This window comes from Sphingomonas sp. IC081 (genome assembly GCF_006874585.1).
Lineage (GTDB): Bacteria > Pseudomonadota > Alphaproteobacteria > Sphingomonadales > Sphingomonadaceae > Novosphingobium.
The window spans coordinates 922,756-945,372 of the sequence record NZ_CP029761.1 but is presented as its reverse complement, the minus strand read 5'-3'; the positions used below and the strand labels follow the sequence as shown (position 1 = coordinate 945,372).

At 64.9% G+C, this 22,617-nt stretch carries 25 protein-coding genes and 2 tRNA genes; 4 read left to right on the top strand and 23 right to left on the bottom strand.

The features are described 5' to 3' along the window. Positions 1-4: 4 nt before the first annotated feature. From DM450_RS04600 to DM450_RS04560, 9 genes are all read right to left on the bottom strand, one after another. On the bottom strand, positions 5-610 hold the full coding sequence (locus tag DM450_RS04600) for an OmpH family outer membrane protein (RefSeq protein WP_142632812.1): 606 nt from the start codon (positions 608-610) through the stop codon (positions 5-7). Beyond that, entirely contained in the window at positions 610-3,234 is a 2,625-nt protein-coding gene (gene bamA / locus DM450_RS04595; RefSeq protein ID WP_242526189.1) for an outer membrane protein assembly factor BamA, read from the bottom strand. The genes DM450_RS04600 and bamA overlap by 1 nt, the downstream gene beginning before the upstream one ends. A 173-nt stretch (positions 3,235-3,407) precedes the next feature. Further along, positions 3,408-4,793, bottom strand: a complete 1,386-nt coding sequence (gene rseP, locus DM450_RS04590; RefSeq protein WP_142632808.1) for an RIP metalloprotease RseP — start codon at positions 4,791-4,793, stop codon at positions 3,408-3,410. Positions 4,794-4,841: 48 nt separating this feature from the next. Next, a complete protein-coding gene (locus DM450_RS04585) occupies positions 4,842-6,002 on the bottom strand; it encodes a 1-deoxy-D-xylulose-5-phosphate reductoisomerase (RefSeq protein WP_142632806.1) in 1,161 nt (386 codons plus the stop codon). Between the two features lie 7 nt (positions 6,003-6,009). Beyond that, positions 6,010-6,783 carry a phosphatidate cytidylyltransferase gene (locus DM450_RS04580; protein WP_142632804.1) on the bottom strand — a complete coding sequence of 258 codons (774 nt, stop codon included), beginning with the start codon at positions 6,781-6,783 and terminating at the stop codon, positions 6,010-6,012. Then, positions 6,770-7,459, bottom strand: a complete 690-nt coding sequence (uppS, locus tag DM450_RS04575) for a polyprenyl diphosphate synthase (protein ID WP_142632802.1) — start codon at positions 7,457-7,459, stop codon at positions 6,770-6,772. The genes DM450_RS04580 and uppS overlap by 14 nt, the downstream gene beginning before the upstream one ends. A gap of 35 nt (positions 7,460-7,494) precedes the next feature. After that, the gene (gene frr, locus DM450_RS04570; RefSeq protein WP_142632800.1) at positions 7,495-8,052 is read right to left on the bottom strand and encodes a ribosome recycling factor; all 558 of its coding nucleotides are present in this window, start codon (positions 8,050-8,052) and stop codon (positions 7,495-7,497) included. Positions 8,053-8,055: 3 nt separating this feature from the next. Then, the gene (gene pyrH / locus DM450_RS04565; RefSeq protein WP_142632798.1) at positions 8,056-8,778 is read right to left on the bottom strand and encodes a UMP kinase; all 723 of its coding nucleotides are present in this window, start codon (positions 8,776-8,778) and stop codon (positions 8,056-8,058) included. Positions 8,779-9,056: 278 nt separating this feature from the next. Then, entirely contained in the window at positions 9,057-9,491 is a 435-nt protein-coding gene (locus tag DM450_RS04560) for a winged helix-turn-helix transcriptional regulator (protein ID WP_142632796.1), read from the bottom strand. A gap of 54 nt (positions 9,492-9,545) precedes the next feature. On the opposite strand from DM450_RS04560, the gene DM450_RS04555 reads away from it, so the two are divergent. Then, positions 9,546-10,154: an NAD(P)-dependent oxidoreductase gene (locus DM450_RS04555; RefSeq protein WP_185928707.1), complete on the top strand. Its 609-nt coding sequence runs from the start codon at positions 9,546-9,548 to the stop codon at positions 10,152-10,154. A 90-nt stretch (positions 10,155-10,244) separates the two neighbouring features. On the opposite strand, the gene tsf is transcribed toward DM450_RS04555, so the two are convergent. Beyond that, complete coding sequence (tsf, locus tag DM450_RS04550; RefSeq protein WP_142632792.1) at positions 10,245-11,168, bottom strand: translation elongation factor Ts; 924 nt, start codon at positions 11,166-11,168, stop codon at positions 10,245-10,247. Between the two features lie 145 nt (positions 11,169-11,313). Beyond that, positions 11,314-12,066, bottom strand: coding sequence for a 30S ribosomal protein S2 (rpsB, locus tag DM450_RS04545; RefSeq protein WP_142632790.1), 753 nt, complete (start codon positions 12,064-12,066; stop codon positions 11,314-11,316). Positions 12,067-12,647: 581 nt separating this feature from the next. On the opposite strand from rpsB, the gene DM450_RS04540 reads away from it, so the two are divergent. Then, on the top strand, positions 12,648-12,920 hold the full coding sequence (locus tag DM450_RS04540) for a hypothetical protein (protein WP_142632788.1): 273 nt from the start codon (positions 12,648-12,650) through the stop codon (positions 12,918-12,920). Here the strand turns inward: DM450_RS04540 and DM450_RS04535 are convergent. The 3 genes from DM450_RS04535 to DM450_RS04525 form a co-directional block, all read right to left on the bottom strand. Beyond that, a complete protein-coding gene (locus tag DM450_RS04535; RefSeq protein ID WP_142637511.1) occupies positions 12,850-13,665 on the bottom strand; it encodes a phosphatidylcholine/phosphatidylserine synthase in 816 nt (271 codons plus the stop codon). The genes DM450_RS04540 and DM450_RS04535 overlap by 71 nt on opposite strands. A gap of 20 nt (positions 13,666-13,685) precedes the next feature. Continuing rightward, entirely contained in the window at positions 13,686-14,435 is a 750-nt protein-coding gene (locus DM450_RS04530; RefSeq protein WP_142632786.1) for a phosphatidylserine decarboxylase, read from the bottom strand. A 192-nt stretch (positions 14,436-14,627) separates the two neighbouring features. Then, positions 14,628-14,713, bottom strand: a tRNA-Tyr gene (locus DM450_RS04525). A gap of 173 nt (positions 14,714-14,886) precedes the next feature. On the opposite strand from DM450_RS04525, the gene DM450_RS04520 reads away from it, so the two are divergent. Together DM450_RS04520 and DM450_RS04515 are read left to right on the top strand one after the other, a co-directional pair. Then, a complete protein-coding gene (locus DM450_RS04520; RefSeq protein ID WP_142632784.1) occupies positions 14,887-15,702 on the top strand; it encodes a TrmH family RNA methyltransferase in 816 nt (271 codons plus the stop codon). A 32-nt stretch (positions 15,703-15,734) separates the two neighbouring features. After that, positions 15,735-16,628: a hypothetical protein gene (locus DM450_RS04515; protein ID WP_260610182.1), complete on the top strand. Its 894-nt coding sequence runs from the start codon at positions 15,735-15,737 to the stop codon at positions 16,626-16,628. A 140-nt stretch (positions 16,629-16,768) separates the two neighbouring features. Here the strand turns inward: DM450_RS04515 and DM450_RS04510 are convergent, their stop codons facing one another. The 9 genes from DM450_RS04510 to DM450_RS04470 form a co-directional block, all read right to left on the bottom strand. Then, positions 16,769-17,041: an HU family DNA-binding protein gene (locus DM450_RS04510; RefSeq protein WP_142632782.1), complete on the bottom strand. Its 273-nt coding sequence runs from the start codon at positions 17,039-17,041 to the stop codon at positions 16,769-16,771. Positions 17,042-17,474: 433 nt separating this feature from the next. Beyond that, entirely contained in the window at positions 17,475-17,843 is a 369-nt protein-coding gene (gene rplS, locus DM450_RS04505) for a 50S ribosomal protein L19 (protein WP_142632780.1), read from the bottom strand. Further along, positions 17,840-18,586 (bottom strand): tRNA (guanosine(37)-N1)-methyltransferase TrmD, encoded by a 747-nt coding sequence (gene trmD, locus DM450_RS04500; protein ID WP_142632778.1) that lies wholly within the window; start codon positions 18,584-18,586, stop codon positions 17,840-17,842. Before trmD ends, rplS begins: the two co-directional genes overlap by 4 nt. Beyond that, positions 18,583-18,924: a hypothetical protein gene (locus DM450_RS04495; RefSeq protein WP_142632777.1), complete on the bottom strand. Its 342-nt coding sequence runs from the start codon at positions 18,922-18,924 to the stop codon at positions 18,583-18,585. Before DM450_RS04495 ends, trmD begins: the two co-directional genes overlap by 4 nt. Before the next feature lie 90 nt (positions 18,925-19,014). After that, positions 19,015-19,539, bottom strand: a complete 525-nt coding sequence (rimM, locus tag DM450_RS04490; RefSeq protein WP_142632776.1) for a ribosome maturation factor RimM — start codon at positions 19,537-19,539, stop codon at positions 19,015-19,017. An 18-nt stretch (positions 19,540-19,557) separates the two neighbouring features. Next, positions 19,558-19,986 carry a 30S ribosomal protein S16 gene (rpsP, locus tag DM450_RS04485; RefSeq protein ID WP_086493416.1) on the bottom strand — a complete coding sequence of 143 codons (429 nt, stop codon included), beginning with the start codon at positions 19,984-19,986 and terminating at the stop codon, positions 19,558-19,560. 30 nt (positions 19,987-20,016) lie between these two features. Continuing rightward, positions 20,017-21,453 carry a signal recognition particle protein gene (ffh, locus tag DM450_RS04480; RefSeq protein ID WP_142632775.1) on the bottom strand — a complete coding sequence of 479 codons (1,437 nt, stop codon included), beginning with the start codon at positions 21,451-21,453 and terminating at the stop codon, positions 20,017-20,019. Positions 21,454-21,659: 206 nt separating this feature from the next. Further along, positions 21,660-21,735, bottom strand: a tRNA-Ala gene (locus DM450_RS04475). A 379-nt stretch (positions 21,736-22,114) separates the two neighbouring features. After that, positions 22,115-22,435, bottom strand: coding sequence for a TIGR02300 family protein (locus DM450_RS04470; RefSeq protein ID WP_142632774.1), 321 nt, complete (start codon positions 22,433-22,435; stop codon positions 22,115-22,117). Positions 22,436-22,617 lie beyond the last annotated feature (182 nt).

Below are 22,617 nucleotides of genomic sequence, written 5' to 3'. Positions count from 1 at the left end.
GCTCTCAGCGGCCCGAGGTGGCGGGCTGCTGCGGAGCCTGCTGCGGCGCCGGAGCGGTGGTGTTGATCGTGGTGAGCGCGCCGTTGAGGGCGGTCAGCACGTCGTTGGTGATGTCGAGGGTCGGATCATAGGCCAGGGTCTGGCCGACTTCGACCAGTACGTTGGCACCGCGCTTGCTCATCGCCGGCTTGTAGAGGCCCGCCAGCGCCTGCTGGATCTGCTGGCCGACATAGGCCTGGTTGCGCTGGATCTGCACCTGCTGGCCCTGCAGTTCCTGACCGGCCTGCTGTTCCTTCTGCTGGTAGGCCTGGATGCGGCCCTGAAGGGCGGCGTCAGGCTGCTTGCCGTTCAGCGCCTTGACGGCGGTCTCGAGACCCTGGGCTTCGGGCTGCAGCGTGCCGGCAAGCTGGTTGCGGCGGGCTTCGAAAGCCTGGACCTGGCCCTGCAGGGCCTGGTTGGCGGTGCGGCAGGCGTTGCATTCCTTGGCGATGCGGTCGAGGTCGACAACGGCGACCTTCGAGGCCGGAACGGCCTGTGCGAACGCCGGCGAAGCCAGAGCGGCAAGAGCCAGACCCGAGGCCAGCGCGGCGGACTTGAGAATCTTGGTCATCAGAATTGCGTTCCCACGTTGAATGTGAAGGTCTTGGTGTTGTCGCCGGTCTCCTTGAGGAGCACCTTCGAGATGTCGATGCGGAACGGCCCGAACGGCGAGTTCCAGTTCACGCCGAAACCAACCGCAACACGCGGATGCCAGGAATCACCCGCGAAGGTTTCGGTGAAGTTGTAGGCATAATCGCCAGTCGGCGTATTGGCCAAACCAGTCGACGAATCCGTCGCGCTCGTCGTGGTGGAGGAGGAGTTCGTGCCATCCGAATTGCGCACGTAGTAGGTCGGGATACAGCCATTCGAGCAGTCGGTAAGGTCCGACTTCTTGAAATTGCTGCCCCAGACCGCACCGGCATCCACGAAGATCGACGGACGCAGGCCCATTTCGCGCGCGCCCGAGCCAAGCGGAATCTCGAGTTCGGCACGGTTCATGTAGTAGTACTTGCCGCCGACCGCGTCGTCAGACTTGGTGCCGTTGGTGACGGTGCCGTCTTCGTTGGGCGTGAAGTACTGGCGGGTCACGCGCGGGCCGACGCCGCGGATGCCGAAACCGCGGATCTGCGGTTCGCCAAGGTAGAAGCGGTCGGTCAGGCGCACGTCGTCGCCGCCCCAACCGGTGATCGCGCCGCCCTCGCTCGACAGCGAGAAGATGAAGCCCTTGCCCAGCGGCCAGTACTTGGCCGCCTTGGCGACCACGCGTGCGTACTTCACATCGCCGCCCAGGCCCGCCACGTCGACGTTGATCGAGGCCGTCTGGCCACGCGTCGGGCGCACGCGGTTGTCGAGCGTGTCATAGATGATCGAGCCGCCGAGGATCGAGCTGAGACGCTTGCCCAGCGCGTCGCACAGGTAGCGCCCGGCATAGAGCGGGTCGCACTGGTAGACGCTGGGATCGACGCGGTACGAATAGTAGGTCGACTTGTCGACCGACACGTCGTCGTAATTGAGCGTGTAGCGGGCAATCGCCGTCAGATACTCGGTCAGCGGCACACCGGCGCGGACCTGGAAGCCCGTGGTGGTCTGCGAGTAGTTCGTATTGCGATTGGAATTGATGTAGTTGAAGCTGTTGTAGTCGCGGCGATAGATGTCGAGGCCCAGCGAGACGTTCTTGTCGAACAGATAGGGCTCGACGAAGTTCGCCTCGACCGACTTCGAATAGGAGGAATAGCTGCCCGAAAGGCCGATCGTCTGGCCGCGCCCGCGGAAGTTGCGCTGCTGGATCGAGGCCTGGAAGATGAAGCGCTCGAGGCTCGAGAAACCGGCCGAGAGCTGGAGCTGGCCGGTCGGCTTTTCCTCGACGTTGGCTTCGAGCACGACACGGTCGTCGGCGCTGCCGGGCTTCTGCTCGACCTCGAACTTCTCCTGGAAGTAACCGAGCGACTTGATGCGGTTGGTCGAACGCTTGACCTGCAGCGAGTTGAACGCATCGCCTTCCGCCAGACGGAATTCGCGGCGCACGACCTTGTCCTGGGTCAGCGTGTTGCCGTTGATGTCGATCCGCTCGACATAGACGCGCGGCGCCTCCTGGATCACGAAGGTCAACCCCATGGTGAGGTCGTCCTTGTCGCGGCTGTACTGCGGACGCACGTCGGCGAAGGCGTAACCGAAGGCACCGGCGGTGTCGTTCAGGCCCTCGATGGTATCTTCGACGAGCTTGGCGTTGTACCAGTCACCCTTGTGGATCGCGAGGTTCTTCGCCAGCTTGTCGCCGTCGAAGTCGCGCAGCTGGCTCTCGACCTTGACGTCGCCGAACTTGTAGCGCTTCCCTTCCTCCACCACGTAAGTGATGATGAAGTCCTTCTTGTCCGGCGTCAGTTCGGCCACGGCCGAAACCACGCGGAAGTCGGCGTAGCCCTGGGTCAGGTAGAACTGGCGCAGCTTCTGCTGGTCGAACGCCATGCGATCGGGATCGTAAGTCGTGTTCGAGGAGAACACGCGGCTGAAGCGGGCCTGCTTGGTGACCATCTGCGAGCGCAGGTCACCGTCCGAGAAGTGCTCGTTGCCGATGATGTTGATCTGACGGACCTTGGACTTGTCGCCCTCGGTGATCTCGAAGACGATGTCGACGCGGTTCTGGTCAAGCATGACCATCTTCGGCTCGACGGTCGCGGCATAGCGGCCCTGGCGCTTGTACAGCTCGATGATGCGGGCGACGTCGGCGCGGATCTTGGATCGCGTGAAGATCTGGCGCGGGGCGACCTTGATCTCCGGCATGATCTTGTCGTCCTTGATGCGCTTGTTGCCCTCAAGGATGATGCGGTTGACGACGGGGTTTTCCTTGACCGTGATGGTCACCACACCGTTGTCGTTGGCGATCTGCGCGTCGGCGAACAGTTCGGTGGCGTAAAGATCCTTCAGCGCGCCGTCCGCAGCAGCCTTGGTATAAGGCTGGCCGACCCGCAGCTTGATGTACGACAACACCGTCTGCGGCTCCAGACGCTCGGCCCCGACGACCTGGATCGTCTGGATCGGCGTGGCCGCCTCGGCCGCGACCGGCGCGGCGGCAGGAGCATTGGCAGCGGCAGCGCTCTGCGCAAAGGCCGCGGCGGGCACGCCAGCAAGGATCGTGGTGCCCAGCAGCATTGCGGCAAGCTGAGGAGCACGGCGAGCGTCAATGCTGCGACCCATTTCCCATCCCATCATTCAAGCAAGTTCCCGTATGCGCTTACGCGAGGCTCTACAGAGTGATCCGCCAGGCTACCCGCCTCCCCGGCGGGCAATCGCGCCCGTCTGCCCGATGGACGTCGCCCAATCAAGCAGTCAATCCCGGCAGAAATGTGATCTGAGAAGATTTCTCCAGGCTATCCCCCGAAAATCGGGAGCGAAGCCAGATCGTTGACCGTGACGAACAGCATCAAGGCCAGCACGAATGCCACCCCGGTGCGGATCGCCCATTCCTGACTGCGCACATCCAGCGGCTTGCGGCGAACCATTTCGGCCGCGTAAAATGCCAGATGTCCTCCGTCCAGGCCCGGGATTGGCAGGAGGTTGATGAATGCCAAGTTAATCGAGATAAGCGCCGCAAAGGAGACAAACGCCTCCCAGCCGAGGCTGAACTGCTCGCCCGAATACTTGGCGATCTTGATCGGCCCGCCGAACTCCTTGACCGAGCGCTCGCCCGAGAAGATCTGGCCGATCCCCGAGACCATCAGGTGCATGGTATCGATGCAGTTGCCCACGCCCAGGCCCACCGCCTCGATCACGCCGACCGGCACGCGCGTGCCGGTGTCCGGGCGAATGCCCAGCACGCCGACCCGCACCGGCTTGCCCTGGGCATCGACCGCCGCCATTTCGCCCAGCGTAACCGGCACGACATGGGCCTCGCCCGCGCGCATGACAGTCACCATGACCTGGCGTCCAGCCTGGTTCTCCACCAGCGGGGGGATCTCGTCGAAACTGCGCACGGCATGGTCGCCGACCGCGACGATGCGATCGCCGACTTTCAGCCCCGCCTTCTGGGCGGCGGAATCGCCGAAGAATGCACCGATTTTCGGAACGAAGAAGTTGATGCCGAGCTCGCCGACCCGCGACTGGTTGCCGAACCGGTCGGTTTCCGTGCGATCGCCGAGGCGAACCGGCAGGCTGACCTCGCGCCCTTCGCGCAGGACCGTCAGGGTGATGGTACGGCCGGGGAAGGGAATGACCAGTTGCGGCACGTCGGTCAGGCTGTCGACATGACGGCCATCGACCGCGACGATGCGGTCACCGACCTCCACCCCCGCCGACTGCGCCGGCGAGCCGGGCAGGAAGTCCGCGACTTCGGGCACGGCCACCGCCTTGCCGTAAGCGGCATAGAAGGCGGCGATGATCAGCACCGCCACGAGGAAATTGGTGAGCGGCCCGGCCAGCACGATCAGCGCGCGCTGCCACAGCGGCTTCACATGGAAGGTGCGCGCACGCTCCTGGGCCGTCAGGCCATCCTCGGCCGCGCTTGGCGCCGAGGCCGGGTTCATGTCGCCCGCGAACTGCACATAGCCGCCCAGCGGCAGGGCCGACAGCTTCCAGCGGGTGCCACGGCGATCGGTCCAGCCCGCCAGTTCCTTGCCGAAGCCGATGGAAAAGGCATTGGCCTTCACCCCGAACAGCCGGCCCACGAGGTAATGGCCCAGCTCGTGCACCAGCACCAGGGGACCCAGCAAAAGCAGGAACGCGAAGATCGTCGTCAGCAGATTGGGCGATCCGGTCAATTCAGGCACACTCCATAGGGCCTAGACGTGAAGTCGCCGACGATCGGCTCACGCAGGTCCCGTCACCATGCTTGCCCTTGCGCGGGCCTCCGCGTCAACCGCCAGCACGTCGTCGAGGCTGGCGGGCGCCGGCGGCGCATAGGCGCCCAGCACATGCTCGACATCTGCGGCAATCCGCGTGAACGGGATCTGACCTGCCAGGAAGGCGGCGACCGCCACCTCGTTGGCGGCGTTGAGCACGGCCGGGATCGCCCCGCCGGCTTCGGCCGCGCCGCGCGCCAGACGTGTTGCCGGGAAACGATTTTCGTCGGGCTGGCGGAAGGTCAGCTCCCCGATCGCGGCAAGATCGAGCGGCGCGCAGGGCGTGTCCATGCGGGTCGGCCAGGCGAGCGCCGAGGCGATCGGCACACGCATGTCGGACGGTCCGAGTTGCGCCAGGGTCGACCCGTCACGGTATTCGACCATCGAATGGACCACGGACTGCGGGTGGACGATGATGCGCAACCGGTCGAGCCCGACCGGGAAGAGATAGTGCGCCTCGATCAGTTCGAGGCCCTTGTTGAACATCGTCGCCGAATCGACGCTGATCTTGGCGCCCATGTCCCAGTTGGGATGCTTCACCGCCTGCGCCGGGGTCGCGGCCTGGAGCTGCTCCCAGGACCAGTCACGGAACGGACCGCCGCTGGCGGTCAGCGTGATGGAGCGCACCTGCGCGATGTCGTTGCCCTGCAGGCACTGGAAGATCGCGTTGTGTTCGGAATCGATCGGCAGCAACGTCGCGCCGTGACGGACGACGGCCGCCATCATCACTTCGCCGGCGGAAACCAGCGCTTCCTTGTTGGCAAGCGCGATCACCCTGCCCTGCTCGATGGCGGCCATGGTCGGCGCCAGGCCCGCACAGCCGACGATGGCCGCAACCGTCATGTCGGCGCCGCGCGCCGCCGCCTCGACCAGCGCCGGCGCCCCGCCCGCGACCTCGATGCCAGACCCGCCGAGCGCCTCGCGCAGCGCCGGCAAGTACGCCTCGTCGGCAACGACGGCAAGATCGACGGCAAATTCGCGCGCCAGTTTCGCCAGTTCGTCAACGTTGGAGTGGGCGGTGAGTACGGTAACCCGCCAGTCCGCCGGATTGCGGCGCACGAGGTCGAGCGTCGAGGCGCCGATGGAGCCGGTGGCCCCGAGAATGCAGATCGAGCGTTGCGCGGTCATCGCACCGTTACCTTGGCTGGAACGCAATCATGAGGGCGAGCAGGAAAAGGACTGCCAGAAGGCCGTCGACACGGTCGAAGAAACCACCATGACCGGGAATGAAATTACCCGAATCCTTCACGCCCGCACGGCGCTTGAGCCAGCTTTCGAAGAAATCGCCCGCCTGCGCGCAGACCGCCACGAAAATGCCCGTCATCAGGCACTGGGCGAACAGCGGCACGGCGTGGGCCGTCAGATACCAGCACGGCTGGGCACCGAAGCACGAAGGCCCGTCGGCGGCATTGCCCTGCACCAGGACCGAGGCCAGCCCTTCCTGCCAGAGCCGCGCGGCGCCGAACAGCACCAGCGTCGCGCCGAGCACGCCGCCGAGCAGCCCCGACCAGGTCTTGGACGGGCTGATGGCCGGCGCGATCTTGGGACCGCCCAGCGTGCGCCCGGCGAAGTAGGCACCGACATCGACACCGATCACCGTCAGCAGCACGGTCAGCACCGGCGCGAAGCTGAAAGCCGGATTGCGCAGGAACAGCAGCATCGCCGCGCCGACGCCGACATAGAACATGCCCGCAAAGTTCATGAGGCCGCGTGCGGCAGGGTTAGCCATCGCCGCGCGCGAGAGCTTGACCCACTCCCACAGCACCCCGAGCGAAACCACGCCGACAAACGCCATCCACACCGGGCCGCCCAGCCACAGCGCGGAACCGGCCACCGCCAGCATGACCACCGCCGAGACCGTGCGGACACCGATGTCGGATTTTTTCCGGGCAGGATCAGCGGCCGCCATAACGCCGCTCCCGCTGCGCGAATTCCTCGAGCGCCGCGCGCAAGTGATCGACATTGAAGTCGGGCCAGAGCACGTCGGTGAAGATCATCTCGGCATAAGCCGCCTGCCAGAGCAGGAAGTTCGAGAGGCGCACTTCGCCCGATGTGCGGATCAGCAGGTCGAGCGGCGGCAGGTCTGCGGTGTCGAGCTCCGCCGCGATCGTCTCGGGCGTGATCGCCCCCTTGGCCGCCGCCCTGGTGGCGGCGCGGGCGATCTCGTCCTGCGAACCATAGTTGAGCGCAACGGCAAGGGTTGTCCCCGTGTTGCCCGCCGTGCGCGCCATCGCGCCTTCGACCAGTTCGACGAGTTCCGGCTTGAAGGCCTTGTAATCGCCGATGATCTTGAGGCGTACGCCCGCCGCCGCGAACTCGTCGAGGTCGGACAGGATGAAGCGCTTCATCAGGCTCATGAGGTCGGAGACCTCTTCTTCCGGACGGCGCCAGTTCTCCGTGGAGAAGGCGTAGAGCGTCAGTGCCTCCAGCCCCAGTTCGCGGGCTCCGCGCACGACGCGGCGCACCGCCTCCACGCCGCGCTGGTGGCCCAGCGCACGCGGCAGGTGGCGCTTCTTCGCCCAGCGGCCGTTGCCATCCATGATGATGGCAACGTGGCGTACGGCAGCAGGTTCACTCTTCGCCATTCGTCAGACAATCCTCTCGGAAAGACCGCAAGGCCTCACTTGCCGAGGATTTCCTTCTCCTTGCGGCCGAATTCCTCATCGAGCTGCTTGATGATGTCGTCGGTCAGCTTCTGGACTTCGGTTTCGCCGCGCTTGCGCTCGTCTTCCGAGATTTCCTTCTTCTTCTCGTCGGCCTTCAGGTTCTCGATCCCGTCACGGCGCACGTTGCGCACGGCGACGCGGGCCTTCTCGGCATAGGAGCTGGCGAGCTTGGCGAGTTCCTTGCGGCGTTCCTCGGTGAGGTCGGGGATCGGCAGGCGCAGCGTATTGCCGTCGTTGATCGGGTTGAGGCCGAGGCCCGCCGAACGGATCGCCTTTTCGACGGGACCGATGTTCGACTTGTCCCAGACCTGGACCGACAGCATGCGCGGTTCGGGCGCCGAGATGGTGGCGACCTGGGTGATCGGGGTGTTGGCACCGTAGACGGTGACCATGATCGGCTCGAGCAGCGCGGTGTTGGCGCGGCCGGTGCGCAGACCCGAAAGGTCGTGCTTGAGCGCGTCGATCGCGCCCTTCATGCGGCGCTCGAGGTCGCCCTTGTCGTACTTGGCCATGGATCAGGCTCCTTTCTGGACGATCGTCTTGGTGCTCTCGCCCGCGAGGACCTTGGCAAGATTGCCCTGCTCGCGGATCGAGAAGACAACGATCGGAATATTGTTGTCGCGGCAAAGCGCAACGGCGGATGCGTCCATGACCTGCAAGTTATCGGCCAGGACAGTGTCGTAATCGACAGTATCGTAACGCTTGGCGTCGGGATTCTTCTTGGGGTCGCTGTCGTAGACGCCGTCGACGCTGGTGCCCTTGAGCAGCGCGTCGCAGCGCATTTCGGCGGCACGCAGCGCGGCACCCGAATCGGTGGTGAAGTAAGGCGCGCCGACACCGGCGGCAAAGATCACCACGCGGCCCTTCTCGAGATGGCGCTCGGCGCGGCGGCGGATCACCGGCTCGCAGACCTGGTCCATCTGCACGGCCGACTGCACGCGGGTTTCCACGCCAAGCTGCTCCAGCGCATTCTGCATCGCGAGCGCGTTCATCACGGTGGCCAGCATGCCCATGTAATCGGCCTGCGCACGGTCCATGCCGCGCGCGGCGCCGGCCATGCCGCGGAAGATGTTGCCACCGCCGATGACGAGGCAGATCTCGAGGCCGGTTTCCTTGGCCGCCTTCACTTCCTTGGCAAGCTCGGCAACGAAATCGGAATCGATCCCGAACTGCTGGCTCCCCATGAGAACTTCACCCGACAACTTGAGAAGGACGCGTTTATAGGGGGTCGAGTTCATGGCCGCACTTCTCCTCGGGGGCTGGTCGGCCCCGGCTTTAGGAGCGCGCAAGGAAATTGCCAAGGGCTTAGAGGCTGTTTGAAAAATGCCCGAAAGGGCATTTTAAGGACGGCACCAGCCCGCTCCCCCACCCGACCGCCCATTGGCAGTATCCTGTGGGTGGTCGGGTGGGGGAGCGGGCTGGTGCCGCGAAATTCGCTTTTCGCGAATTTCCAAACGGGCTCTTACGCCTGTGGATGAGCGTGTCGCAGCCTCCACCCGCCCCTGCCGCAATGCCCTCAATTCCAGTTGGCGGACAGTTCGCGCTCGCGTGCGTCGTAATCGCGCTGCGCCTGCGCCACCATGCCCATGCGCGCCTCGGCCCAGTCGATCATCGCCTGCAGCGCGCCCAGCAGTTCCCTGCCCAGCGGGCTGATCGCATAACTCACCGTCACCGGAACGCTGGGCACGACCGCGCGCAGCACCAGCCCATCGCGCTCCAGCGAGCGCAAGGTCTGGCTCAGCATCTTCTGCGAAATCCCGTCGATCCGCCGCTTCAGCGCATTGAAGCGCATCTCGCCATTGCCGAGCGTGAGCAGGATCAACACGCTCCACTTGTCGGCCACACGGTCAAGCAACTGCCGCGTCGGGCAATTGGCGGCGTAGACATCCGGCGCGCGGAGCGGCGCGGTTTCCTCGGAGTAACCCGGTGCGATCAAGGTGCCTTCTTGCATAGGCGCACTCAATATCACACTTGGTCACCATTGGATACCTAGTGGAGAATCGATATGAAGATTGCAGTCCTCGGCGCCAGCGGCCGCGCCGGATCGGAGATCGTCAAGGAAGCCGCCGCGCGCGGCCATCAGATCCTCGCGATCGCCCGCAACCCGGACAAGATTGCCGCCCTCGACGGCGTCACCGCCAAGGCGGGTGATGCCTCCGACCCGGAAGCGCTCGCTGCCCTCATCGCCGGCCAGGATGCCGTCATCAGCGCCCTGCACTTCGATGTGCCCGCCGAAACCCTGCTCGCCGCCCTGCGCAAGGCAGGCGTGCCGCGCCTGCTCGTCACCGGCGGCGCCGCCAGCCTCGAAGTCGCACCGGGCGTGCGCATCATCGACGATCCCGAATTTCCCGAAGAGTGGAAGGCTGCGGCGATGGGCGGCATCACCTTCCTCGACGTGCTGCGCCAGACCGCCGACGTCGACTGGACCTTCTTCTCCCCCGCCGCGCTGATCTTCGAAGGCCCGCGCACCGGAACCTACCGCCCCGGCACCGACCAGCTGGTCACCGACGATGCCGGCGAGAGCAAGATCAGCTTCGCCGACTACGCCATCGCCATGGTCGACGAACTCGAAGCCCACAAGCACAGCCGCGCGCGCTTCACGGCAGCCTACTGAAGCCGGAAACAGACATGGAAAAAGGGCCGGGAAGCCAAAGCTCCCCGGCCCTTTTCTTGTTCGGCATCCGTAAAGGAAAAGCCCGAAGGATCAGCCGGCGACGGCAGCAGCCACTTCGGCCGCGAAGTCGGTGACTTCCTTCTCGATGCCTTCGCCGAGCTGGAAGCGGACGTAGTCCTTCAGCACGATCTTGGCACCGGCGTCCTTGCCGGCCTGGTCGACGACCTGCTGGATCGGGGTCTTGTTGTCCATGACAAAGACCTGCGAGAGCAGCGCGTTGTCCTTGGCGTACTTGGCGATCGCGCCATCGACCATCTTGGCCTGCACGGCTTCGGGCTTGCCCGATTCGGCAGCCTTTTCTTCGGCGATCTTGCGCTCGCGAGCGATCAGCTCGGCGTCGAGACCGTCGGCGTTGAGCGCCAGCGGGAAGGCAGCGGCGATGTGCATCGCGATCTGCTTGCCGAGCGCTTCGAGAACGTCAGCCGAAGCTTCCGATTCGAGAGCGACAAGCACGCCGATCTTGCCGAGGTTCGGCGCGGCAGCATTGTGCATGTAGGGAACGACGAGGCCCTGGGCCACTTCGACGGTCTTCATGCGGCGAACCTGCTGGTTCTCGCCGATGGTCGCGACGTTGTTGGTCAGCGCGTCGCCGACGGTGCCGCCGGTCGGGTAGGCAGCAGCCTTGAGGGCTTCGACGTCGTCGCCGGCAACGCCGAGAGCGACTTCGGTGGTCTTGCGCACGAAGTCCTGGAACTGGTCGTTCTTCGCGACGAAGTCGGTTTCCGAGTTCACTTCGACGGCAACGCCCTTGGTGCCGGTCACGGCAACGCCGACGAGGCCTTCAGCCGCGGTGCGGCTCGACTTCTTGGCGGCAGCGGCCAGACCGCGCGCGCGCAGCGCGTCGACGGCGGCTTCGAGATCGCCACCGGTTTCGTCGAGGGCCTTCTTGCAGTCCATCATGCCGGCGCCGGTGCGCTCGCGCAGGTTCTTCACGTCAGCGGCGGTGTAAGCCATCGCTCAAATCCTCTTGCTTGGGTCTGACCAGTTTCCTGGCCTTCAAATTGCCCGGATCGCACGGCGACCCGGAAATGGAACGCGCGCCAGGCCCATTGGACCCGGCGCGCGACAATTCCATGACGAAAAGTCGTCGCCGGACCTATCAGGCCTCGACAGCTTCCTCGACCGGCACGTCCATGGCGCCGATGTCGGCACCGCTCTGGACGAGCGCGTCACGGCCGCCCTTGGTGGCAGCCTGGGCGATCGCGTCGCAGTACAGGCGCACGGCGCGGCTGGCGTCGTCGTTGCCCGGGATCGGGAACGCGATGCCGTTGGGGTCGACGTTGGTGTCGAGCACGGCGATGACGGGGATGCCGAGGACGTTGGCTTCCTTGATCGCCAGCGCTTCCTTGTTGGCGTCGATCACGAACATCACGTCCGGGATGCCGCCCATGTCGCGGATACCGCCGAGCGACAGCTCAAGCTTGTCACGCTCGCGGGTCAGCTGCAGGACTTCCTTCTTGGTGAGACCGGCGGTGTCGCCCGAAAGCTGCTCTTCAAGAGCCTTGAAGCGCTTGATCGAACCCGAGATGGTCTTCCAGTTGGTGAGCATGCCGCCCAGCCAGCGGTGGTTGACGTAGTGCTGACCGCAAGCGCGGGCGGCCTGGGCGATCGGCTCCTGAGCCTGACGCTTCGTGCCGACGAACAGCACCTTGCCACCGGCCTGGACAGTGGCCTGCACGAACTCGAGAGCGCGCGCGAAGAGCGGCACGGTCTGCGAGAGGTCGATGATGTGGATGCCGTTGCGCGCGCCGAAGATGTACGGCTTCATGCGCGGGTTCCAGCGGTGGGTCTGGTGGCCGAAGTGGGCGCCGGCTTCGATGAGCTGCTGCATGGTGACGACAGGTGCCGCCATAATAGAATTCCTTCCGGTTCGAACCTCTGGAAAGCAGGAACCTGGCGGCTGTCCGAGGACCTTGGCCGTCAAAGCACCGGTATGTGCGCTTTCCATGTGGATTGCCCGAATCGCGCGAGGATCGCGAATTCGATCCCTGCTTCGAGCGGGGCCGCCCTTAGTCCTCTTCGCCCGTTAAATCCAGCCCCAATCGCAACGCTCGGCCCGGCGTGGCCGCAAAACCACCGATCGCAGGATCGCACCGCCGGGGAAACCACAGATCGCCCACAGGTTTTCCACAGGGTGACAAGCCGATTGCCCCGCCCTGCACACCGTTCAGGGATCTGTCCTTCGGGGCCCGGCGAGAGTGTTCCATCGCGAGACAGTGTTTGTCTTGCGCTGGACCCCGCGTCCGGCAGCGCCCGCGCGCCGCTAAAACGCTGGAAGTTCAAGAACGTTAGCCGGACCTGCATTTTGGCCTTGACTCAATTTGAACAAAAAGAGAACAGATAGCCAGACGGAACATTGTTAGAACATGAGTCGGTTTTCCACAAGCGGCTACCCCCGGCCAGATCAGCGCCGATGGCTCGAAAGGATTGGACATGACTGCATTTGCTGCCTGCCTCTTCGCCCTCACCGCGCTGGCTTCGGCTTTCGCGATCACCGCCACGCTGCGCCGCTATGGGCACAGCGCGCTTTCGCTCAAGGCACGGCTCGCCGCCTGCCCCGAAGTGCTCACGATCAATTGGGCAATGGTGGAACGCGTACCGGTGCCGACACTTTCCGCGCTCCGCCGCGAACGCGTTATGCGTCGCCGACTTCAGGCGCTGCAGCGCCCGGGACTGGAATGGCCGAACGGCGAGCTTGCCGCCTGACCTTGAGATAGACCGAGATGCCCAGCGGGATCAGCGCCAGATAGACGATGGTGATCGCCGCGAGCGTCCACCACGGCTCGACCAGCAGCGCCGCGACAGTAAGCCCGACCACGGCCAGGACACCAAGGCGCAGACTCGGCGGCGGACGCATCCGCGCCCAGCTGAGCGTCGGCAGGTTGGAAATCATCAGGAAGGCCATCAGCACCATCCACACGCCCACCAGCACCGGGTTGGCAAAGATGGGCTGGCCGCTGGCGATCCACAGATAGAGCGGCAGGAAGCCGAGCCCGGCGCCGAGCGGCGCCGGAACCCCGGTCAGGAAACCGGCCGCCTTGTGGGGCTGGTCCAGCTGATCCATCCGCGAATTGAACCGCGCCAGACGCAGCACGCAGCAGATGGCAAACGCCAGCGCGGCGATCCAGCCCAGGCTGGGGACCTGATGCAGGGTCCAGAGATAGACGATCAGCGCCGGCGCCACGCCGAACGAGATCGAATCGGCGAGACTGTCGAGTTCCGCGCCGAAACGGGTCTGCGCCTTGAGCATGCGCGCGGCGCGGCCGTCGATCCCGTCGAGCACGCCCGCCAGGATCACCGCCTGCACCGCCCGTTCGTAGTCGCCGCCGATGGCAAAACGGATACCCGTCAGCCCCGAACAGAGCGCAGCGGCGGTGATCGCGTTGGGAACAAAGACCCGCATCGAGAGCCCGGCGGCAAGCCGGCGGCGCGAACTCAGCCGTTCCGCCATGAAGTCACCGGACTCCTCGGTCACTGCGAAATGCCCTCGATCACCGGGGCGGCGCCGATTTCGGCAAGAATGGTTTCACCGGCAACGATACGCTGGCCCATCAGCACCTTGGGTTCGGTTCCGGCGGGCAGATAGACGTCCACGCGGCTGCCGAAGCGAATGAGGCCGATGCGCTGGCCCGCGGCGATGATGTCGCCCGGCTTCACGAAAGGCACGATCCGGCGTGCCACCAACCCGGCGATCTGCGTGAAGCAGATGCGCTGGCCGTCGCCGCGCTCGATCAGGATGTGCTGGCGCTCGTTCTCTTCACTCGCCTTGTCGAGGTCGGCGTTGAGGAACTTGCCCGGGATGTAGATCACCCGGCGCACCGTGCCGCCAATCGGCGCACGATTGATGTGCACGTCGAACACGCTCATGAAGATCGAGATGCGCGTCACCGGCTCGGTCGAGAGCGGCTCCGCCCCGCTGCCGTCCTCGACGGTCAGTTCGCGCGGCGGCGGCACCTTGCCGATCAGCGTCACGAGGCCGTCGGCAGGCGCCACGATGAAACGATCGTCCTGCGGCGTGACACGCACGGGATCGCGGAAGAAGGCCAGCACGCAGTACGTGAGCAGGACCAGCGGCAGACCGACAAGCGGCCCGAGCGCGATCCACCCCACGAGCGCGATAGCTCCGGCAATGGCACCGAACTTGCGACCTTCGGGATGAACCGAGGGCCAGCTCCAGGACGCTTCGCCGCGTCCCTGATTATCGAGAATATCTCCAGGCATGTTGCCCCTCTAAAGCATTTACGCCCCCGGTGGAAACACCTGCCGATTCGGAAAATCCGGCAAAACAGGAACCTGCCGTCCGAAACGGACAAGGCGCCGGATCCGGGCATGGCCAGGCCGATGCCGGAACAGCCACAATAATCATTGCTTTGGGAGGCCCCGAAGGGAATGCTCTATGCGATGAGCGACTGGTGGTGGACAGGGCTGGATTCGAACCAGCGTACGCTTGCACGGGCAGATTTACAGTCTGCTGCCTTTAACCACTCGGCCACCTGTCCACACCAGTTGCTGGCGGCGGAAAACCGTTCCCTGAGGAGCGGAACCCGCAGTGTTTCGAAGCGCCGTTGCCAGTGCCTCGCTGCCGAGGAGGGCGCCTATGTAGAACCTGGCCTTGCCTGTCAATGGGGGTACTGGCAGGAGCGGCACAGATTTTTTCAAAAAGGATATTTTCATGAGCAATCGTAGCGACCGGGACGGCGCAAAGCCCGGAAAGGCGCTGCGCGGGCGCGCTGGCCGGATGAAGAACGGACGCGGCAGCGGTCGCGCAAGCACCGGAATGGTCCGCCTTTGGGGCCGTCATGCGGTGGAGGCGGCCCTCAAGAACCCCGATCGCAAACATAGAAAGCTGTGGGCAACTCGCGAAGGCGTCGAATCTCTCGACGGCGAACTGCCCACCGATTTCCCGGTGGAGTGGGCACAGCCCGCCGATCTCGCCCGACTCGTCGCCCGTGACGCGCCGCACCAGGGCCTCGTGCTCGAATGCGAGCCGCTCGACGACATCTTCATCGACGACGTTCTCGACGGTGATCCCTCGCGCCCGGTCGTCGTGCTCGACCAGGTGACCGACCCGCACAACGTCGGTGCCATCATGCGCTCGGCCGTCGCGTTCAATGCCTGCGCCATCGTCACCCAGGACCGCCATGCCCCGCCCGAATCGGGCACGCTGGCCAAAAGCGCCTCGGGCGCGCTCGAAGTGCTGCCCTGGGTCCGCGTGGTGAACCTCGCCCGTGCGCTCGAGGAGATCGCCGAGGCCGGTTACTGGCGCATCGGCCTTGACGGCGGCACCGAGACAACCCTGGGCGAAGCCCTGCCCGCCGGTCCGGTCGCGCTCGTGCTTGGTGCCGAAGGCGACGGCATGCGCCACAATATCGTCCAGCACTGCGACGCCATCGCCAAGCTGCCGATCAGCGAGGCCATGGAAAGCCTCAATGTCTCGAACGCGGCCGCCATCGCCCTCTACGCCGTGGCAACCCGCCCCGAGGCCTGAGGCACCGTGGTTCGCGCAATCCGGGAGACGACATGACTTCGTGCGACATTTCATCCCGTCCCCGCTCTCCGGCGCCCTCTCCCGAGGCATCCCGCAATCCAGCCCGGCGCATCGTTGCCGGGCTGGCGGTTGCCGGACTGGCCTTGCTGGTGGCGGCCTGCATCTTCGTGCCGGGCAAGTTCACCGCGCAGCTGGACCTGCGGAACGATCGCAGCTTCCGCTTCGCCTATAGTGGCGAGATCGTGATGATCCCGCTGCAAAAGGCGAAGGAGGCGGGCTTCACGCCGGATGCCTGCCACGACGACAACTACGACGAGCGCCCCTGCACCGGGGACGAACTCGCCAAGCAGAAGAGGTCGTGGGAGGAGTCGCGCGCGCAGAAGGCCAAGAGCGACGCGCAGGCGGCAAAGGCGCTGCTCGGCGGCATCGACCCCAACGACCCGCGCGCGGGCGAGGACGTCGCCGCCAAGCTGCGCCGGCAGGTCGGCTGGAACAAGGTGGTCTACAAGGGCGACGGGCGTTTCGATGTCGACTTCGCCATCCAGGGCAGGCTCGACCACGATTTTGCCTTCCCCACCATCGAAGGGCTGGCGATGGCCAATCCTTTCGTGCAGCTTTCGCTGCGTCAGGACGGCAGCGTGCGGATGGATGCCCCCGGCTTCGGTCCGTCCAAGGGCGCGGACGGCATGATGGGCGCCATGCTCGCCGGAATGGGCGACAGCAGCAGCAACGGCAGCAGCAGCACGGGGTCTGCCGATGGCCCGAGCGAGGCCGACGGCACGTTCACCGTGCTCACCGATGGCGAGATCCTTGCCAACAACACGGACGAAGGCCCGCAAGCCGCCCCCGGGGGGCGCAGGCTGGTCTGGGCGGTCAATCCGCGCACACCGGCAGCGCCCACCGCGCTGGTGAAGCTGAAGCCGTAACCCCGCAAGGGAAAGGGACGCTGCCAAGGTGCCCTTTTCCATCTCCCCCTCCCCGAACGCAAAAACGCCGCGCCAACCCGATGGTTGGCGCGGCGTAATGTCTTCAGCCTGCGAGGCGCGACAGGCTGCCGGAGCGCTGCTTAGTTGACAGCGTCCTTGAGGCCCTTGCCGGCCTTGAACTTCGGCTGGGCCGAAGCCTTGATTTCCATCGGCTCGCCGGTGCGCGGGTTACGGCCGGTCGAAGCCTTGCGCTTGGCGACCGAGAACGTGCCGAAACCGACCAGGCGCACTTCGTCACCCTTCTTCAGCGCGCCGGTGATGGCGTCGAAAACGCTTTCAACAGCCTTGGTAGCGTCGCTGCGGGTCAGGCCGCTCGAGTCTGCGACCGCGCCGATAAGATCGTTCTTGTTCATTATGGGTACCCCCTAACCTTTCAGTGGAAATAGGATGCGATGGGATAGAACTGGATTCGCCTCTGAATGGCGACGGAATTGAGCCGTTTTTCAGGACGCTGTCAAAGCCTAAACAGGCCGAAAACGCCCTGTTTATCGTGTTTTTCCGCCTCTCAGTTGACGTTTTGGTCAATCCCGCGACGAAGACGCCGCAATGCCCCTGCCCCGGCCCGCCGAACCGGGTGGTCAGGACGCGATTCGCAACGGTGCCAAAATCCGATCTCCACCGGGCATCTTGCGATTCGCCACATGAAATCAGCTAGCTGCATCGGCTAATCGACAAAGCGCCGCTGCGGTAAAGACACGTTTGCGCCAGACGCAAAAAAGGCGGCTCGATGGATCGAGCCGCCTCTCAAGCTGCCCGGCCCCGAAGAGCCGGTCATATCGCCCGGGCTTACGCCTTGGGTTCGTTGACCCGGCGCTCGGCGATACGGGCGCGCTTGCCGGTACGACCACGCAGGTAGTACAGCTTCGCACGACGCACGACGCCGCGACGGACAACCGTGATCGAATCGATGTTCGGCGAGTAGAGCGGGAATACGCGCTCGACGCCTTCACCGAAGCTCATCTTGCGGACGGTGAAGTTCGAACCCATGCCACGGTTCGAACGCGCGATGCACACGCCTTCGTACGCCTGGACGCGGGTACGGGTGCCTTCAACCACCTTCACGCCGACGCGGACGGTGTCGCCCGGACGGAAGGTCGGGATATCCTTGGCGGCCTTGGCAATTTCCTCGGCCTCGATCTGCTGAATCAGGTTCATGAACCTAAGTCCTCGTTTTTGCGCCGCGCACCAGAGGCAGACTGGCCCCGAACGTCACTGCGACGTTCCCAAAGGTCCGGCCTGCGTGACCGTGTATCTTCCTCCGCCTGCCGTTTCCGCCAGGCGGCGATCTTCGCATGATCCCCCGATCGCAGCACTTCAGGGATCGTGCGCCCTTCCCACTCGGTGGGTCGGGTAAATTGCGGGTATTCGAGAAGACCGTCCTCGAACGATTCCTCGGTCCCGCTGGAAGCGGCGCCCATTACGCCGGGAAGCAGCCGAATGCAAGCGTCAAGCAGCAGGATCGCCGCCGGTTCGCCGCCCGAAAGCACCGCGTCGCCGACCGACATCTCCTCCACCTGGCGCCCTTCGAAGATGCGCTCGTCAAAACCCTCGAAGCGGCCGCACAGGATGGTGACGCCCGGCCCTTGTGCCAATTCGCGCACACGCGCCTGCGAGATCGGCTTGCCGCGCGGGGTCATGGCGATGATCGGCGCGTCGGGATTGATCGTGCGGGCATGGTCGATGGCGGCGGCCAGGACGTCGACCTTGAGCACCATCCCGGCACCGCCGCCGGCCGGCGTATCGTCGACGGTGCGGTGCCTGTCGGTGGTGAAGTCGCGGATGTGGACCGGGTTCATGGCCCACTTGCCTTCGGCAAGCGCCCTGCCCGCAAGGCTGATGCCAAGCGTGCCGGGGAACATCTCCGGGTAGAGGGTGAGGACGGTGGCGTTGAAAGTCATGTGAATATGTCTGCTTCGGGTACGGGCGCGTTGCGCCGTGCCAGATAGACTGTGCCCCCCGCTGTCAACACCCCTCCGACAAAACCGGCCAGCGCGATCCGCAGGCCGCCAAGGGCGGTATCCCGATCCTCGTCGCACCGGTCGATCACGCATTGCCGCGGCGTCGAGGTGAACGTCAGCACAAACACGAGCAGGCATGGCACCGCGATCAGGGCAGCCAGCGGCGAGGCCGACACCAGCACGATCCGGCGCCGCGACCACTCCTTGCGCCAGCGCAGCAGCACCCCGGCAGACAAGACCGGGAACAAAAAGAAAAGCAGGCCAAGCAGATAGATCATGGAAGCTCCCGATCCCGGGCGAGCCGCCCCGCCAGCGCGCCGGACCGCCGAGCGATGCAAGAAAGGCCGCCCCGAAGGGCGGCCTTTCCTTTATTCTTCCGCAAAAGCCGCGTTGACGACAATGCGTTCGTGATCCCACTCGGGAACGGCGGCGGTGGTCATCGGCACCATGAAACGGCGCCGTTTTCCATCCTCGCCTACCGGACGCTCGATCTCGATCACGTCGCCGGCGCCGAAGTTCTCGACCCCGATGCAGGTGCCGAGGTCGTCACCCGCGTCGGAAACGGCGCGCAGGCCCAGGAGGTCGGCGTGATAATACTCGCCCTCCTCCAGTTCCGGCATCGACGCGCGCGGGACGGTGAGCGCGGTGCCGCGCAGCTTCTCGGCAGCCGTGCGATCCGGCACTTCCTCGAAACGCGCAATCGCACCGCCCTTGCCGTCATCGCGCAGCTTGACGAGCGTCAGAGTGGAATCCCTGCCCATTGACTCGTTGAAGGCGCGGTAGCGCTTGAGCGCCGCCACGCCTTCACCGAACAGCTTGAGGCGAACCTCGCCCGTCACGCCGTGCGCGCCAGTGATGGCAGCAAGCGTGACGGGGCGGTCTTGACCAGCCATCTGGATCTAACCTGAAGCTTAGGCTTCGGTCGATTCCTCAGCGGCTGCTTCAGCAGGCGCTTCTTCAGCGGCCGGAGCGGCAGCAGCAGCCGCGGCAGCTTCTTCAGCTTCGCGCAGCTTTTCAGCCTTTTCTTCAGCGCGGTCCTTGGCCTTCTGGCCCGGCTCGCCCTTCTTGGCGTTCACGGTAGCGGCGCGTTCCTTGATGCCGGCCTTGTCGAGCAGGCGGGCAACGCGGTCGGTCGGCTGGGCGCCAACGCCGAGCCAGTAACGCACGCGGTCTTCGACCAGACGGACGCGGTTTTCGTCGTCCTTGGCGAGGATCGGGTTGTAGGTGCCGACCTGCTCAAGATACTTGCCGTCGCGCGGAGCGCGCGAGTTGGAGACGACGATCTTGTAGTAAGGACGCTTCTTCGCGCCACCGCGCGACAGACGGATCGAAACGGACATTGTTCTACCTTTCCTTCAAATCTTCAAAAATTACTTCTTAAGAAACTTGCTGAGATCCGGCCCACCCAGGCCGGGCATACCGCCGGCGCTACCGCCGCCCAGTCCCGGCATGGCAGCATCGAGACCGCCCTTGCCGAACATCGCGGCCAGCCCCTTGAGGCCGCCCATCTTCTTGATCTGCTTCATGGCCTTGGACATCTCGAGGTGCATTTTCAGCAGCTTGTTGACGTCCTGGACATTGGTGCCCGAACCGTTGGCGACGCGGATCTTGCGCTTGGCGTTGAGCAGCGCGGGATTGGCGCGCTCCTTCGGCGTCATCGAACCGATGATCGCATCCATGCGCAGCAGCACGCGGTCGTCCATACCCGAGGCCTGCATCGCCGCCTTGGCCTTCTTCATGCCCGGCATCATGCCGGCCAGCGCGCCAAGGCCGCCCATCTTCTGCATCTGGCTGAGCTGCATGCGCAGGTCGTTCATGTCGAACTTGCCCTGCTCCATGCGCTTGGCCAGCGCTTCGGCTTCCTCGACCTTGACCGCTTCGGCCGCCTTTTCGACGATCGAGACGATATCGCCCATGCCGAGGATGCGGTTGGCGACGCGGCTGGGGTGGAAGACCTCGAGGGCCTCCATCTTTTCGCCGGTGCCCGCGAACTTGATCGGCTTGCCGGTGACGGCCCGCATCGACAGCGCCGCACCGCCGCGCGCATCACCGTCCATACGGGTGAGCACGACGCCGGTCAGGTCGACTTCGCCGGCGAACGACTGCGCGACGTTGACCGCGTCCTGACCCGTCAGCGAGTCGACCACTAGCAGCGTTTCACGCGGGGTAGAGATGGCGGCAACCGCCTTCATCTCGTCCATCAGCTGCGTGTCGACGTGGAGACGGCCGGCGGTGTCGAGCAGCAGCACGTCCACGGCCTGAAGGCGGGCGGACTGCATCGCGCGGGTGGCGATCTCGGTCGGCTGCTGGCCGGCGATGATCGGCAGGGTGGCGACGCCCACCTGCTCACCCAGGACACGAAGCTGTTCCTGCGCCGCCGGACGGTTGACGTCCAGCGAGGCCATCATGACCTTCTTGCCCTGCTTCTCCTTGAGGAGGCGGGCGATCTTGGCGGTGCTGGTGGTCTTGCCCGAGCCCTGCAGACCGACCATCATGATGACGACGGGCGGAACCGCTTCCAGATCGAGTTCGGCGGTCTGGTCACCGCCGAGCATCTCGATCAGTGCGTCATTGACGATCTTGACGACCTGCTGGCCGGGCGTGACCGACTTCAGGACCGACTGGCCGACAGCCTTTTCAGTGACTTGATCGATGAAGCGGCGCACGACGGGGAGCGCGACATCGGCTTCGAGCAGCGCGATGCGCACTTCGCGCATGGCATCGCGAACGTCCTGCTCCTTGAGCGCGCCGCGGCCACGCAGCTTGTCGAAAACGCCACCAAGACGATCCGAAAGGCTGTCGAACATGCCTAACTCCACTTTTGACCGACCGCTGGGTCAGCCAGAACGCCAAAAACGCCGGTGGGCGAAACCTCGCTGACCGGCGTGACGGAAACCTTATGCGAAAAACGCCGGCGGACGAAACCTCGTCGGCCAGCGTATCGCGTTCCCGCGAAACTGATATGTCGAAATAGCCCGGCAAAGATAAATTTGAAAGGCTGTTTCGGAAGAAATGGTGGAGCCTAGCGGGATCGAACCGCTGACCTCCTGCATGCCATGCAGGCGCTCTCCCAGCTGAGCTAAGGCCCCATTCACTTCACCGGATCGACCTGGGAGGTTTGATCCGATCCCGCTGCGGCAGCGTGTGCGTCCGCTTGGGAGGCCGCCCTCTAGATGGGGTTCTCCGGGCTGGCAAGAGGAAATTTTCACCGACCTGTCATTTTTTGAACGGCGGCCGAAAAAGCGGCCCGCGCCCCCTCCCCATCCACCCCCGCTCATCCTGAGCCTGCCAAACGATGGAGGCCCGGCGCGGCGCCGCCGGGGACTTCGACACGCTCAGCCTGAGCGGGTTGAGCGTGATTCCCGCAAAGGGATCGGAGGCAATCGCCGCAGAAACGAGAAAGGGCGCGGCCACCGAAGCGCCGCGCCCTTTCCTGAAACAGATCGGCCCGAGATTACTGGCCGAGCCTTACTCGTCGCGGTCGCCGTCGTCGTCGCCGGCGCCGATGCCGAGATCGTCGTCACCGCCGAGGTCGACGTCGTTGTCCGGCGAATCGCCGTCGTCGTCGATGTCCAGATCGTCGTCGGCGAGATCCGCATCCTCGGTCTCGACGGCTTCCTTCTTCTGGATTTCCTCATAGGGAATCGGCTGCTTGGACTTCAGCACCGGTTCCGGGTGCCACGAATGGCCGCACTCGATGCAGGTAACCGGGTCATCCTTGCCCAGGTCGTAGAAGCGGGTGCCGCATTTCGGGCAGCCGTGCTTGGCGCCCCACTCAGGCTTTGCCATGAAATGTCCTCATTACTGCGCGCCCGAAGAGTACGGGCGAGAATTCCGTGTCTTGATGGGAGGGCCGGCGCGCAAAATCAAGCGTCCCGGCCACATCAGGGCGCGCGCCTTGCCATAGGCCGCAGCCGCTGTCAAAAGCCCGGCGATTTTGCGCCCCGCCAATCGGAAAGAAGCACGCCCGT

Bases quoted from the DNA above. Each gene is read 5' to 3' on its own strand.
- DM450_RS04600 (WP_142632812.1), bottom strand. From the start codon at position 610: ATGACCAAGATTCTCAAGTCCGCCGCGCTGGCCTCGGGTCTGGCTCTT.
- bamA (WP_242526189.1), bottom strand. From the start codon at position 3,234: ATGGGTCGCAGCATTGACGCTCGCCGTGCTCCTCAGCTTGCCGCAATG.
- DM450_RS04585 (WP_142632806.1), bottom strand. From the start codon at position 6,002: ATGACCGCGCAACGCTCGATCTGCATTCTCGGGGCCACCGGCTCCATC.
- DM450_RS04580 (WP_142632804.1), bottom strand. From the start codon at position 6,783: ATGGCGGCCGCTGATCCTGCCCGGAAAAAATCCGACATCGGTGTCCGC.
- uppS (WP_142632802.1), bottom strand. From the start codon at position 7,459: ATGGCGAAGAGTGAACCTGCTGCCGTACGCCACGTTGCCATCATCATG.
- frr (WP_142632800.1), bottom strand. From the start codon at position 8,052: ATGGCCAAGTACGACAAGGGCGACCTCGAGCGCCGCATGAAGGGCGCG.
- pyrH (WP_142632798.1), bottom strand. From the start codon at position 8,778: ATGAACTCGACCCCCTATAAACGCGTCCTTCTCAAGTTGTCGGGTGAA.
- DM450_RS04560 (WP_142632796.1), bottom strand. From the start codon at position 9,491: ATGCAAGAAGGCACCTTGATCGCACCGGGTTACTCCGAGGAAACCGCG.
- DM450_RS04555 (WP_185928707.1), top strand. From the start codon at position 9,546: ATGAAGATTGCAGTCCTCGGCGCCAGCGGCCGCGCCGGATCGGAGATC.
- tsf (WP_142632792.1), bottom strand. From the start codon at position 11,168: ATGGCTTACACCGCCGCTGACGTGAAGAACCTGCGCGAGCGCACCGGC.
- rpsB (WP_142632790.1), bottom strand. From the start codon at position 12,066: ATGGCGGCACCTGTCGTCACCATGCAGCAGCTCATCGAAGCCGGCGCC.
- DM450_RS04540 (WP_142632788.1), top strand. From the start codon at position 12,648: ATGACTGCATTTGCTGCCTGCCTCTTCGCCCTCACCGCGCTGGCTTCG.
- DM450_RS04535 (WP_142637511.1), bottom strand. From the start codon at position 13,665: ATGGCGGAACGGCTGAGTTCGCGCCGCCGGCTTGCCGCCGGGCTCTCG.
- DM450_RS04530 (WP_142632786.1), bottom strand. From the start codon at position 14,435: ATGCCTGGAGATATTCTCGATAATCAGGGACGCGGCGAAGCGTCCTGG.
- DM450_RS04520 (WP_142632784.1), top strand. From the start codon at position 14,887: ATGAGCAATCGTAGCGACCGGGACGGCGCAAAGCCCGGAAAGGCGCTG.
- DM450_RS04515 (WP_260610182.1), top strand. From the start codon at position 15,735: ATGACTTCGTGCGACATTTCATCCCGTCCCCGCTCTCCGGCGCCCTCT.
- DM450_RS04510 (WP_142632782.1), bottom strand. From the start codon at position 17,041: ATGAACAAGAACGATCTTATCGGCGCGGTCGCAGACTCGAGCGGCCTG.
- rplS (WP_142632780.1), bottom strand. From the start codon at position 17,843: ATGAACCTGATTCAGCAGATCGAGGCCGAGGAAATTGCCAAGGCCGCC.
- trmD (WP_142632778.1), bottom strand. From the start codon at position 18,586: ATGACTTTCAACGCCACCGTCCTCACCCTCTACCCGGAGATGTTCCCC.
- DM450_RS04495 (WP_142632777.1), bottom strand. From the start codon at position 18,924: ATGATCTATCTGCTTGGCCTGCTTTTCTTTTTGTTCCCGGTCTTGTCT.
- rimM (WP_142632776.1), bottom strand. From the start codon at position 19,539: ATGGCTGGTCAAGACCGCCCCGTCACGCTTGCTGCCATCACTGGCGCG.
- rpsP (WP_086493416.1), bottom strand. From the start codon at position 19,986: ATGTCCGTTTCGATCCGTCTGTCGCGCGGTGGCGCGAAGAAGCGTCCT.
- ffh (WP_142632775.1), bottom strand. From the start codon at position 21,453: ATGTTCGACAGCCTTTCGGATCGTCTTGGTGGCGTTTTCGACAAGCTG.
- DM450_RS04470 (WP_142632774.1), bottom strand. From the start codon at position 22,435: ATGGCAAAGCCTGAGTGGGGCGCCAAGCACGGCTGCCCGAAATGCGGC.